We start from the raw sequence: 12188 nt of genomic DNA, 5'->3' as shown, positions 1-12188 counted from the left end.
CGTCAGGGCTCGATCGGCGTGCCGGTCCGGGCGGCCCGGGCCAGTCCCCAGGCGTGCAGCGCGGTCAGCACCGGGACGAGGCTTCGCCCCTCCTCGGTGAGGTGGTACTCGACGTGCGGGGCCTTCGGGGTGCCGAGGTCGTGCCGGGCGACCAGGCCCTCTGCCTCCAGCTCGCGCAGCCGCTGGACGAGCATCTTCTCGCTGGTGTCCGGCATCCGGCGGCGCAGCTCGCCGTAGCGGTGCACGCCCTCCTTGAGGTGGGCGAGGATCACCGGCCGCCACCGGCCGCCGATCACGTCGACGGCCACCTCGACCGCGCAGTGGTAGCGCCTGGGCACGCGATCCCCCTACTCACCGGAAAGTGCGTACTTGAGCATGCGCCGGCCCGGGTGTGGGCTGGTGGGCATGATCGTCGAGTACATCAGGTACCGGGTACCGGCCGAGCGGCAGGCGGAGTTCGTCCCGGCGTACGCGCGGGCGGCACAGGCGCTGGACGCCGCGCCCGAGTGCCTCGGCTACGAGCTGAGCCGCTGCGTCGAGGACCCGGCCGCGTACGTCCTGCGGATCCGCTGGACGTCGGCCGAGGACCACCTCCGGCGCTTCCGCACCGGCCCGCACTTCCCCGCCTTCTTCCGCGAGATCCGCCCCTACGTCCCCGACATCGAGGAGATGCGCCACTACACCCCGACGGAGGTCACCTCCACGGACTGACACTGTCGATCATGAAGTTGGCGGCGATGTCGACCTCGCCGGGTGCCGCCAACTTCATGATCGACGAGCGTGCTGCCGTCAGCGGACGGAGGGCTCCACGAAGGGCGGGCGCGTCAGGCGCATCTGGGCGCGGCGGCCGCGGATGTCGACCTCCAGCGTCTCGCCGTCGGGGAGCTTCGGGTCGGTGTCGATCAGGGCCAGGGCGATGCCCTGCTTCTTCGTCGGGCTGAAGGTGCCGCTGGTGATCGTGCCGACCTGCTTGTCGCCCGCGTAGACGGCCATGCCGGGGCGCGGGATGGCCCGGTCGATCGCCTCCAGGCCGCGCAGCGTGCGGGCCGGGCCGGCGGCCTTCTCGGCCCGCAGCACGTCGCGACCCCAGAAGGCCGGCTTGTCCCAGCCGACGGCCCAGCCGGAGCGGGCCTGCACCGGGGTGATGTCCAGGGAGAGGTCCTGCCCGTGCAGCGGGTACCCCATCTCGGTGCGCAGCGTGTCCCGCGCGGCCAGGCCGCAGGCGCGCAGCTCGTACGCGGCGCCGGCGGCGAACAGCGCGTCCCAGACGGCGAGCGCGTCGACGGCCGGGACGACCAGCTCGTAGCCGAGCTCGCCGGTGTAGCCGGTGCGGCAGACGGTCAGCTCGACGCCCTGCAGGGAGGCGGTCGAGAAGCTCATGTAGTCGTGCTCCGTGGGCAGGCCGAGCGCGCCCAGCAGCTCCGCCGAGCGCGGGCCCTGGACGGCGAGCACCGCGTACGCCTCGTGCTCGTCGGTGACGACCACGCCGTCGGGCGCCGCGGCGCGCAGCCGGCGGACCACCTCGGCGGTGTTCGCCGCGTTCGGCACCAGGAAGACGTGGTCCCCGTCGTGCAGGTAGGCGATGATGTCGTCCACCACGCCGCCGGTGGCGTCGTCGCAGCAGAGCGTGTACTGGGCCTTGCCGGGTGCGATCCGGCCGAGGTCGTTGGACAGGCAGGAGTTCACGAAGTCCGCGGCGCCCGGCCCGGTGATCCGGGCCTTGCCGAGGTGCGAGACGTCGAAGACGCCCACCCCGGTACGCACGGCCGTGTGCTCCTTGAGGACGCCGCCGCCGGCGTACTCGAGTGGCATCTCCCAGCCCCCGAAGGGGGCGAACTTGGCGCCGAGCGCGGTGTGCCGCTCGTGCAGCGGGGAACGGCGCAGCCGGGTCGCGGCCGCGTCGGAGGTCACCTCGGTCATGGGTGCGAACTTACCGGCCCGTGACCCGCTGGTTAGCATCGGCGTGACCCCCGCCGGCAACCCATCGGGTGCGGGCGGGACGTCCCGCCTGCGCCCATCGGCGGGACAGCCACGCGTCCGGCGGGTAGGTTCGCCGCCGAGACCTTCATCGCCGGTTCGCGACGCCGCGGCCGGCCCGGCCCGCCCGGAGTAGCTTTCGTGACATCGCCCCGCACCACCCTCAGCCTGGTCGACACCGACCCCGCCGAACTCGCCGTCGACGCGATCGTGATCGGCGTGCACAGCCAGACCACCGAGCAGGAGTCCGGCTCACCCGCCGGCGCCCTGCTGCTGGCCAGCGGCGCGGAGAGCATCGCCGCCGCGTTCGACGGCAAGCTGACCGAGACGCTGGCCCTGCTCGGCGCCACCGGCGGCCCCGGCGAGGTGATCAAGCTGGCCACGCTGGGCACGATCACCGCCCCGGTGGTCGCCGCCGTCGGGCTCGGCCCGGAGCCGTCCGGCGCCGCCCCGGCCCCGGAGACCCTGCGCCGGGCGGCCGGCGCCGCGGTGCGGGCCCTGGCCGGCGCCGCCCGCGTCGCGCTCGCCCTGCCGCTGCCCGACGACGCCGACGCCCCGGCCGCGCTGCGCGCGGTCACCGAGGGCGCGCTGCTCGGCGGCTACCGGTTCGCCGGCTACAAGACCAAGCCGCAGCCGGCCCGGCGCGCGCCGGTGGCCGAGGTGCTGGTCGCGGTGCCGGACGCGGCGGACGCGACCGCCCAGGCCGAGGTCACCCGCGCACAGGCGGTGGCCGGTGCGGTGCGGACCAGCCGGGACTGGGTCAACACGGCCCCGAACGAGCTGCGCCCGCCGTCGTTCGCCGACGCCGTGGCCACCGCCGCCCGGGAGGCCGGGCTCGGCGTCGAGGTGCTCGACGAGGCGGCGCTGGCCGCCGGCGGCTACGGCGGCATCCTCGCCGTCGGCCAGGGCTCGGAGGCCCCGCCGCGGCTGGTCAAGCTGACCTACACCCCGGAGGGTGGCGGCAACGGCAAGCGGGTGGCGCTGGTCGGCAAGGGCATCACCTTCGACACCGGCGGCATCTCGATCAAGCCGGCGCAGGGCATGTGGGAGATGAAGTCCGACATGGCGGGCGCGGCGGCGGTCGGCGCGGCCATGCTGGCGGTCGCGGCGCTCAAGCCGTCCGTCGCGGTCACCGGCTACCTGCCGATGGCGGAGAACATGCCGTCAGGCACCAGCTACCGGCCGGGCGACGTGATCACCATGTACAGCGGCAAGCGGGTCGAGGTGCTCAACACCGACGCCGAGGGCCGGATGATCCTGGCCGACGGCATCGCCCGGGCCTGCGAGGACGGCGCCGACTACCTCTTCGAGACCTCCACGCTGACCGGCGGCCAGGTGATCGCGCTGGGCAAGAGGATCGCCGGCGTGATGGGCACCCCGGAGCTGTGCGAGCGGGTGCGGGCCGCGGGTGACGCCACCGGCGAGCCGGCCTGGCCGATGCCGCTGCCGGACGACGTGCGCAAGGGCATGGACTCCGACGTCGCCGACATCTCGCAGGTCAACGCCGGCATGGACCGGGCGGGCCACATGCTCCAGGGCGGCGTCTTCCTGCGGGAGTTCGTCACCGACGACGTGGCCTGGGCGCACATCGACATCGCCGGCCCCGGCTACCACTCGGGCGAGGCCACCGGCTACTGGACCAAGGGCGGCACCGGCGTCCCGGTGCGTACGCTGCTGCACCTGGTCGACGACGTCGCCGCCAACGGCTGACGCGTCCACCACGCCGTAACGGGGCGCTCCCCTCGCCGGGGGGCGCCCCGTCCGCGTGTCCGGATCAGAACAGCTCGGGGCGGCGCTTGCGGCGCTCGTTGTAGTCGCGCATCCGCTGCGGGTAGCCCATGAGCCGGACGTCGTAGATCGGGATGGCCAGCCGGTGCGCGAACCGGCGGGCCTCGTCCGGCCCGCCGACCCGCCGCCGGGTCCACTCGCCGTCGTCGGCGATCAGCATGACCGTGGTCTCGGTGACCGTGGTCCGGGGTTCCAGGTACGCCTCGACGCCCCGTCGGGTGCGGACGAAGCCCTCCAGGTGATCCAGATCGGCGCGGTCGGCGGCGCGGTCGCGGCTCACGGCGCCCACCCGCTTGCGTCGTCGGAACAGCCCCACCGAACCCACTCCTCCCCCGCCGGTCATCGAAGACGGTGCCAAGCGTACGTGCCACCGACGTGTCGTTGGGCACCTCACTACGCGCACCGTCCCCGGTGGTGACAAGATGACCGAGGTGGGGTGTGCCTGTTACTCCCCCGTAACCCCCGATGCAGCGACGCGACCTGGGAGTTGGACGTGAGCGAGCCGAACGACGCAACCTTCGACATCGTCATCCTCGGAGGTGGTAGCGGCGGCTACGCGGCGGCGCTGCGTGCCGCCCAGCTGGACCTGTCCGTCGCCCTGATCGAGAAGGGCAAGCTCGGGGGCACCTGCCTGCACAACGGCTGCATCCCCACCAAGGCGCTGCTGCACGCCGCCGAGATCGCCGACCAGACCCGCGAGTCGGAGCAGTTCGGCGTCAAGGCCGAGCTGGTGGGCATCGACATGGCGGCGGTCAACTCGTACAAGGACGGCGTCATCTCCCGCCTGTACAAGGGCCTGCAGGGCCTGGTGGGCAGCGCCAAGAAGATCACCTTCGTGGCGGGCGCCGGCAAGCTGGTCGGGAAGAACGTCGTCGAGGTCGACGGCAAGCGCTACACCGGCCGCAACATCATCCTGGCCTCCGGCTCGTACGCGAAGAGCCTGCCCGGCCTGGAGATCGACGGCGAGCGGATCATCACGAGCGACCACGCGCTGACCCTGGACCGGGTCCCCTCCTCGGCGATCGTGCTGGGCGGCGGCGTGATCGGCGTCGAGTTCGCCAGCGTCTGGAAGTCCTTCGGCGTGGACGTGACCATCGTCGAGGCGCTGCCCCGCCTTGTCGCGGCCGAGGACGAGGAGTCCTCGAAGGCCCTGGAGCGGGCGTTCCGCAAGCGGAAGATCAACTTCAAGGTCGGCAAGCCGTTCGAGAAGGTCGAGAAGACCGAGAACGGCGTCAAGCTGACCATCCAGGGCGGCGACGCCGTCGAGGCGGAGCTGCTGCTGGTCGCCGTCGGCCGCGGCCCGACGACCGCCAACCTCGGCTACGAGGAGCAGGGCGTCAAGATGGACCGCGGCTACGTGCTGACCGACGAGCGGCTGCGCACCAGCGTGCCGAACGTCTACGCGGTCGGCGACATCGTGCCCGGCCTCCAGCTCGCCCACCGCGGCTTCCAGCAGGGCATCTTCGTCGCCGAGGAGATCGCCGGCAAGAACCCGGCCGTGATCGACGAGGCCGGCATCCCGCGGGTCACCTACTGCGACCCGGAGCTGGCGTCGGTCGGCCTCACCGAGGCGAAGGCCAAGGAGCAGTACGGGGCCGACAAGATCAAGACCTACAACTACAACCTGGGCGGCAACGGCAAGAGCCAGATCCTCAAGACCGCCGGCCACGTGAAGCTGGTCCGCGTCGAGGACGGCCCGGTGGTCGGCGTGCACATGGTCGGCGCCCGGGTCGGCGAGCTGATCGGCGAGGCGCAGCTCATCTACAACTGGGAGGCGTACCCGGCCGAGGTGGCGCAGCTCGTCCACGCCCACCCCACGCAGACCGAGGCCCTGGGCGAGGCGCACCTGGCCCTGGCCGGCAAGCCTCTGCACGCGCACGCCTGACACGACAACCGCGGCGTCCGGCGACGGGCGATGATCCCACCAGGGGAATGAAGGAGTCTGGAGAACATGCCGGTATCGGTCACCATGCCCCGGCTCGGCGAGAGCGTCACCGAGGGCACCGTCACGCGCTGGCTCAAGCAGGAGGGCGACACCGTCGAGGTCGACGAGCCGCTGCTCGAGGTGTCCACCGACAAGGTCGACACTGAGATCCCGTCCCCCGCGGCGGGCGTGCTGAGCCGGATCGTGGTCGGCGAGGACGAGACCGCCGAGGTGGGCAGCGAGCTGGCGGTCATCGCCGGTGAGGGCGAGGAGGCCGGCGGGGCCGCCCCGCAGCAGGAGGCCCCGGCGGAGCAGGCCGAGGAGGCCGCCGCCGAGCCGCAGGCCGAGGCGGAGCAGCCGGCCGTCGAGGAGCCCGCCCCGGCCGCCGCGGCGCCGTCGGGCGAGGGCACCCCGGTGACGATGCCGGCCCTGGGCGAGAGCGTCACCGAGGGCACGGTGACCCGCTGGCTCAAGCAGGTCGGCGAGACCGTCGAGGTGGACGAGCCGCTGCTGGAGGTCTCCACCGACAAGGTCGACACCGAGATCCCGTCGCCGGTCGCCGGCACGCTGCTGGAGATCAAGGTCGCCGAGGACGAGACCGCCGAGGTCGGCGGCGTCCTGGCGATCGTGGGCGCGGCCGGCGCCGCGCCGGCGGCGAAGCCGGAGCCGAAGCCCGAGCCCAAGGCCGAGGCGAAGCCCGAGCCGAAGCCGGAGCCCAAGCCGGAGCCCAAGGTCGAGGAGCCGACCCCGGGCATGTCCTACAACGAGCCGGCCGCCGAGACCGAGCAGGCCGCGCAGCCGGCCAAGGTCGAGCAGGCCGCCCAGCCGTCCGCGCCGACCACCACGCCGCAGCGGCCGACCGTCCCGGCCCAGGCCGGTGGCGAGGAGGGCGCCGGCTACGTGACCCCGCTGGTCCGCAAGCTGGCCGCCGAGCACGGGGTGAACCTCTCCTCGGTCAACGGCACCGGCGTCGGCGGACGGATCCGCAAGCAGGACGTGCTGGAGGCGGCCGAGAAGGCGAAGGCCGCCCAGGCCGCGCCGGCCGCGCAGCCCGCTCCGGCCGCCGCGGCGGCCCCGGCCAAGCCGGCCGCGAAGCCGCAGCCGAGCGGCAAGCGGGGCACCGTCGAGAAGCTGCCCCGGATCCGCAAGGCCATCGCCAACCGGATGCACGAGTCGCTGCACGAGATGGCGCAGCTGACCACGGTGATCGAGGTGGACGTCACCCGGATCGCCAAGCTGCGGGCCCAGGCCAAGGACTCCTTCCAGCAGCGGCACGGCGTGAAGCTGTCCTTCCTGCCGTTCTTCGCCCTGGCCGCCGTCGAGGCGCTCCAGTCCTACCCGATCGTCAACGCCCAGCTGGACCTCGAGGGCGGGACGATCACCTACCCGGAGGCGGAGCACCTCGGCATCGCCGTGGACACCGAGCGGGGCCTGCTGGTGCCGGTCATCCACAACGCCGGTGACCTCAACCTGGGCGGGATCGCCAAGCGGGTCGCCGACCTGGCCGAGCGCACCCGGACCAACAAGATCAGCCCGGACGAGCTCGCCGGCGCGACCTTCACGCTGACCAACACCGGCAGCCGGGGCGCGCTCTTCGACACCCCGATCGTGCCGTCGCCGCAGTCGGCGATGCTCGGCACGGGTGCCGTGGTGAAGCGCCCGGTCGTGGTCAACGACCCGGAGCTGGGCGAGGTCGTCGCGGTCCGGTCGATGGTCTACCTGGCCATGTCGTACGACCACCGGCTGATCGACGGCGCGGACGCGGCCCGCTTCCTCGTCGCGGTCAAGGAGCGGCTGGAGGCCGGCAACTTCGAGGCCGAGCTGGGGCTCTGACCCTCTGACGGCACGAAAGGGGGCGCGGGGCGTTCGCCGCGCGCCCCCTTTCGTCGTCTCCGGGTCAGCCGCGCAGGTGCTCCTCGGACACCTCCCAGAGCCGCTCGGCGGCCTCCGGGTCACGGGCGTACGGGGCGTAGCCGGTGCGGGTGCCGGGCTGGTTCGGCCCGGCCTCCTGGCAGTCCTCGAAGTACCGGCCGCCGACTCCGGCGACCAGCGGCGAGGCGGCGACCAGCACCGAGGTGGCCGCGCCCTGCTCGGGCGTCTTCCAGTACGCCGCGCCACCGCCGCTCTGGGTGCGCATGCGGTCCAGTTCCTCCTCGCTGATGTAGCGCTGGAGGTTGGTGCGGATGGCGCCCGGCATCAGCGCGTTGGTCCAGATCCCGTCGTCGGCCCAGCGCCGGGTGGCGTCCACCGCGAAGAGCACGTTCGCGGTCTTGGACTGCCCGTACGCCTGCCACGGGTCGTACGGCCGCTGCCGGAAGTGGATGTCGTCGAAGACCACCGGCGAGCGCAGGTGGGCCGCGGAGCTGACCGAGACGATCCGCGCGTCTCCGGCCGCGGCCAGCGCCGGGCGCAGCCCGGTGGCCAGTGCGAAGTGCCCGAGGTGGTTGGTCGCGAACTGCATCTCCCAGCCCTGCTCGGTGCGCAGCTCGGGCGAGGCCATGATGCCGGCGTTGTTGACCAGCATGTGCAGGGGCCCGTCCCAGGTGCGGACGAAGGCGTCAACCGAGCCGAGATCGGCCAGGTCGAGCGGGGCGACCAGGATCCGGTCGTTGCCGGTGGTGCCGGTGATCTCGGCGGCGGCGCGCTGCCCGGCCTCGGGGTTGCGGACCGCGAGGGTGACGTCGGCGCCGGCGGCGGCGAGCGCGCGGGCGGTCTCCACGCCGATCCCGGAGGCGCCGCCGGTGACGACGGCCCGCCGGCCGGTGAGGTCGAGGTCGCGGACCACCTCCAGGGCGGTGGTCTCGCGGGAGAACGGGGTGCTGACGGGTGTGCTGGTGGTCATGATCCATCCTTGTCGGTGGCGGCACGACCGGTCGGCCGGCCGCTACGATGAGAAGCGGAGGATCCTCCGTTACGACCGAGCCTAACCGGAGGACCCTCCGGTTGCCAGTCCGGCCGGACCTGCCGTCCGGTCGAGCCGAGGAGGAGCTGTGCCCGACCGACCGCTGCGCGCCGACGCGCTGCGCAACCGGCAACGACTGCTGGACGCCGCGGTCCACACGTTTTCCCAGGCAGGCGCCGAGGTAACGCTGGACCGCATCGCCAAGGAGGCCGGAGTCGGCATCGGCACCCTCTACCGCCACTTCCCCACCCGCGAGGCGCTGATCGAGGCGGCCTACCGCAACGAGCTGGCCAAGCTCTGCGACGCCGTGCCCGAACTCCTCGCGGCGCTGCCCGCCGAGGCGGCGGTCCGGGCCTGGATGGACCGGTTCGTCGACTACCTCGCCACCAAGCGCGGCATGGCCGACGCGCTGCGGCTGGCCATCGCCTCCGGCGCCAACCCGTACGCGCACAGCCGGGACCGGCTGCTCGCCGCGCTGGGCGACCTGCTGGCGGCCGGCGTCGCCGCGGGCACCGTACGCGCCGACGTGGCCCCCGCCGACGTGCTCGCCGGGCTGAGCGGCGTCTCCCTGGTGGCCGGCGAGCCGGACCAGCGCGCGCAGGCCGGCCGCCTGCTCGACCTGCTGATGGACGGGCTGCGCCACCGGTCGGCCTGAGCAGAATCCGGCCCGCCGCCGACCCGGCGCTGACAGACTCGGTCGGTGAGCGGCTTCGGGTGGCGGGGACGCCTCGGGCCGGCGGTGCCGGTGGCGCCCGGGGCCCGGGTGGACCGCTTCGAGGTCTTCTTCGACCTGGTCTTCGTCTTCTCGTTCTTCATCATCACCCGGGCCACCGCGCTCCAGGTCAACGGCGGCGCGCTGCTGCACGCGCTGCTGGTCCTCGCCGTGCTCTGGTGGTCGTGGGTGGTGCACAGCATCGTGGCCACCCGGATCCGGCTCGGCGAGGGCTTCGTCCCGGTGCTCATGACGGTCGGCATGGCGGCCCTGTTCACCTTCGCCCTGTCCCTGCCGAACGCGTTCCGGGACCCGCGCGGCAACGCGGCCGGACCGATCGTCGCGGCGGTCAGCTACACCGTCATCCGGGGGGTGCACCTGCTGCTCTACCTGCACGCCGTGCGGGACAGCCCGAACGAGCGCCGGCAGCTCCTCCGGTTCACCCCCGAGCTGGTGGGCAGCACCCTGCTGCTGGGTGTCGCCGCCCTGATCCCCCCGAAGATCGACGACCTCTTCTCGGCGGCGGCGGTCCGGGACGGGCTGTGGGCGACCGTCGTGCTGCTCCAGTACGCCACCGGCCTCGTCGCGGGCACCTGGGGCTGGGGCGTCGCCTCCGCCGAGCACTGGACCGAACGGTACGACCTCATCCTGATCATCGCCCTGGGCGAGTCGGTCATCTCCGTGGGCGTCGGCAGCAACCTGCTCGGCCAGCCGCCGACCTGGCCGGCCGTGGCGGCGGCCGTGCTCGGCATCTTCTTCACCGCCGCGCTCTGGTGGGCGCACTACGACATGATCGGGCCGGCCGCCCGGATCGCCCTGCACGCCGCGGAGGACGGCCCCCGCGTCGCCATGGCCCGGGACGCCTACGGGTACCTGTTCCTGCCGATGATCGCGGGCATCATCCTCTTCGCGCTCGGCGCCGAGATGATCGTGCACCAGATCGCCGACCCGCACGTGCCGCAGCACCTGCCGGCGCTCGGCCCCGGCGTACCGCTGCTCTTCGGTGGGGTGATCTGCTACATCTGCGGCAACATGCTCTTCCAGCTCCGCACCCTGCGCACCCTGAGCTGGACCCGGATCGGCGCCGTGCTGCTGCTCGCGGTGACCATTCCGGTCGCGCAGCACCTGCCCGCCCTGGCCGCGTTCGCGCTGCTGACCGCGATCACCGTCGGCATGGTGACGGCCGAGGTGGTCGTCTTCGACGAGGGCCGGCGGGCGCTGCGCGCGCTCGTGTTCGAGGAGCGGACCAGCCACGAGGCGCACGAGGCGGCCTACCGGGCCCGCTGGCACGAACCGCACGAGCGCGACGAGGGCGAGTGAGCGCCGGCGCCGTGACGGAGACCGCTCTCGCCCGGACCCGCCGGGGCCGGGGGGACGCCTAGACTGCTCGGCAGCGTCGCGGTGCACCCGGCACGAAGGCCGCCGTGGGCATGGAGGCGCGGGACAGCAGGGGACCATGTGCACCCATCCCACCCGCCGAGCGGCCGGCTGACCGCCCTCGGCACCCAGTTGATCGAGATCCACGACTGGCTCCGCGCGGAGCTGACCCGGCTCCGTGCGAGCCTCGACTCCCCCGACGGCGGCGGCGCCGCACTCTCCCGGGAGCTGCGCGCGCACTGCGTCGGTTTCTGCGCGGCGCTGGACCGGCACCACACCGGCGAGGACGGCGGCGCGTTCCACGTGCTGGCCGAGCAGGCGCCCGAGCTGCGCCCCGTGCTGGCCGAGCTGAGCGCCGACCACCGCGTCGTCGCCGACCTGCTGCGCCGGGTCGACGCCGTGCTCGCCGAGGCGGCCGACGGCCGGTCCGTCCGGGCCGAGCTGGACGGGCTGGCCGCGCTGCTGGAGTCGCACTTCACCTACGAGGAGCGGAAACTGGTCGCCGCCTTGAACCGACTGGCGGGCGACCCCGTGGAACTGCTCGGCGTGACGCCACCCCGCAACGGGGACATCCTCGAACGGACGGAGACCGCATGACCATCGACACCGTCGACGCCGCCGCGGCCGGCACCTGGCAGCTGGGCGACTGCACCGTCAACCGGATCGGCTTCGGCGCGATGCGGCTGACCGCGAACGCGGACGGCAGCCCCAGCGACCGGGACCGGGCCGTGGCGGTGCTGCGCCGCGCGGTCGAGCTGGGGGTCAACCACATCGACACCGCGGCGTTCTACTTCTCGCCGCTGCGCTCGGCCAACGAGCTGATCAACCGGGCGCTGTCGCCGTACCCGGAGGATCTGGTCGTCGTCAGCAAGGTCGGGCCGGGCAAGGACCCGTCCGGCCAGTGGCTGCCGATGGCCCGGCCGGACCAGCTCCGCGGCCAGGTCGAGGAGAACCTGCGCCAGCTCGGCCGGGACCACCTCGACGTGGTCAACCTGCGGGTGTACGGCCCGGAGCCGCTGGCCGAGCACTTCGGCGCGCTCGCCGAGCTGCGCGACGCCGGCCTGATCCGGCACCTCGGCGTCTCCGCCGTGACGCCGCACCAGGTCGCCGAGGCGCGCACCATCGCCCCGGTGGTCTGCGTGCAGAACTCGTGGAGCCTCGGCTACCGCAGGAGCAACGACGCGTTGATCCGGGACTGCGCCGCGCACGGGACCGCGTTCGTGCCGTTCTTCGCCCTCGCCACCAGCGGCCGGGAGGCCGGCGCGAGCGGCGCGGAGCACGACGAGGTGCGCGCGGTGGCCCGGGCGCACGGCGTGACCCCGGCCCAGGTCCGGCTGGCCTGGACGCTGCACCGGAGCCCGAACGTGCTCGCCATCCCCGGCACCGGCAACCCGGCGCACCTGGAGCAGAACGTCGCGGCCGGCGCGCTGCGGCTCACCGACGACGACCTGTCCCACCTCGACGCCCTCCACGAGTCGGCCGGCTGAGCCCGCGCCCGCCCGGATTCG

Annotated in this window: 12 protein-coding genes; 8 read left to right on the top strand and 4 right to left on the bottom strand. The window is 73.5% G+C overall.

Annotation, left to right across the window (positions count from 1 at the left end):
• Window positions 1-2: 2 nt before the first annotated feature.
• Window positions 3-338: a helix-turn-helix domain-containing protein gene (locus NLX85_RS22265; protein WP_254338141.1), complete on the bottom strand. Its 336-nt coding sequence runs from the start codon at window positions 336-338 to the stop codon at window positions 3-5.
• A gap of 67 nt (window positions 339-405) precedes the next feature.
• Here NLX85_RS22265 and NLX85_RS22260 point away from each other — a divergent pair, with 67 nt between their 5' ends.
• Window positions 406-711 carry a putative quinol monooxygenase gene (locus tag NLX85_RS22260; protein ID WP_254338139.1) on the top strand — a complete coding sequence of 102 codons (306 nt, stop codon included), beginning with the start codon at window positions 406-408 and terminating at the stop codon, window positions 709-711.
• A gap of 78 nt (window positions 712-789) precedes the next feature.
• On the opposite strand, the gene gcvT is transcribed toward NLX85_RS22260, so the two are convergent.
• The gene (gene gcvT / locus NLX85_RS22255) at window positions 790-1920 is read right to left on the bottom strand and encodes a glycine cleavage system aminomethyltransferase GcvT (protein ID WP_254338137.1); all 1131 of its coding nucleotides are present in this window, start codon (window positions 1918-1920) and stop codon (window positions 790-792) included.
• Between the two features lie 198 nt (window positions 1921-2118).
• Between gcvT and NLX85_RS22250 the strand changes: the two genes are divergently transcribed.
• Window positions 2119-3687 carry a leucyl aminopeptidase gene (locus NLX85_RS22250; RefSeq protein WP_254338135.1) on the top strand — a complete coding sequence of 523 codons (1569 nt, stop codon included), beginning with the start codon at window positions 2119-2121 and terminating at the stop codon, window positions 3685-3687.
• A 64-nt stretch (window positions 3688-3751) separates the two neighbouring features.
• Here the strand turns inward: NLX85_RS22250 and NLX85_RS22245 are convergent, their stop codons facing one another.
• Entirely contained in the window at window positions 3752-4081 is a 330-nt protein-coding gene (locus NLX85_RS22245; RefSeq protein WP_254338134.1) for a hypothetical protein, read from the bottom strand.
• Window positions 4082-4258: 177 nt separating this feature from the next.
• Here NLX85_RS22245 and lpdA point away from each other — a divergent pair, with 177 nt between their 5' ends.
• Window positions 4259-5650 (top strand): dihydrolipoyl dehydrogenase, encoded by a 1392-nt coding sequence (lpdA, locus tag NLX85_RS22240; protein WP_254338132.1) that lies wholly within the window; start codon window positions 4259-4261, stop codon window positions 5648-5650.
• 66 nt (window positions 5651-5716) lie between these two features.
• Complete coding sequence (sucB, locus tag NLX85_RS22235) at window positions 5717-7522, top strand: 2-oxoglutarate dehydrogenase, E2 component, dihydrolipoamide succinyltransferase (RefSeq protein WP_254338130.1); 1806 nt, start codon at window positions 5717-5719, stop codon at window positions 7520-7522.
• A gap of 64 nt (window positions 7523-7586) precedes the next feature.
• Here sucB and NLX85_RS22230 read toward each other — a convergent pair whose 3' ends face one another.
• Window positions 7587-8531 carry an SDR family NAD(P)-dependent oxidoreductase gene (locus NLX85_RS22230; RefSeq protein WP_254338128.1) on the bottom strand — a complete coding sequence of 315 codons (945 nt, stop codon included), beginning with the start codon at window positions 8529-8531 and terminating at the stop codon, window positions 7587-7589.
• A gap of 148 nt (window positions 8532-8679) precedes the next feature.
• Here NLX85_RS22230 and NLX85_RS22225 point away from each other — a divergent pair, with 148 nt between their 5' ends.
• The 4 genes from NLX85_RS22225 (at window position 8680) to NLX85_RS22210 (ending at window position 12167) form a co-directional block, all read left to right on the top strand.
• Window positions 8680-9246, top strand: a complete 567-nt coding sequence (locus tag NLX85_RS22225; protein ID WP_254338127.1) for a TetR/AcrR family transcriptional regulator — start codon at window positions 8680-8682, stop codon at window positions 9244-9246.
• A 45-nt stretch (window positions 9247-9291) separates the two neighbouring features.
• The gene (locus NLX85_RS22220; RefSeq protein WP_254338125.1) at window positions 9292-10623 is read left to right on the top strand and encodes a low temperature requirement protein A; all 1332 of its coding nucleotides are present in this window, start codon (window positions 9292-9294) and stop codon (window positions 10621-10623) included.
• Window positions 10624-10761: 138 nt separating this feature from the next.
• Window positions 10762-11277, top strand: a complete 516-nt coding sequence (locus NLX85_RS22215) for a hemerythrin domain-containing protein (protein ID WP_254338123.1) — start codon at window positions 10762-10764, stop codon at window positions 11275-11277.
• Window positions 11274-12167: an oxidoreductase gene (locus tag NLX85_RS22210; protein ID WP_254338121.1), complete on the top strand. Its 894-nt coding sequence runs from the start codon at window positions 11274-11276 to the stop codon at window positions 12165-12167. Before NLX85_RS22215 ends, NLX85_RS22210 begins: the two co-directional genes overlap by 4 nt.
• Window positions 12168-12188 lie beyond the last annotated feature (21 nt).

The organism is Micromonospora sp. A3M-1-15, assembly GCF_024213425.1.
Classification (GTDB): domain Bacteria; phylum Actinomycetota; class Actinomycetes; order Mycobacteriales; family Micromonosporaceae; genus Micromonospora; species Micromonospora chersina.
The sequence above is the reverse complement of the archived record's forward strand: the minus strand, read 5'-3'. Positions and strand labels throughout refer to the sequence as shown.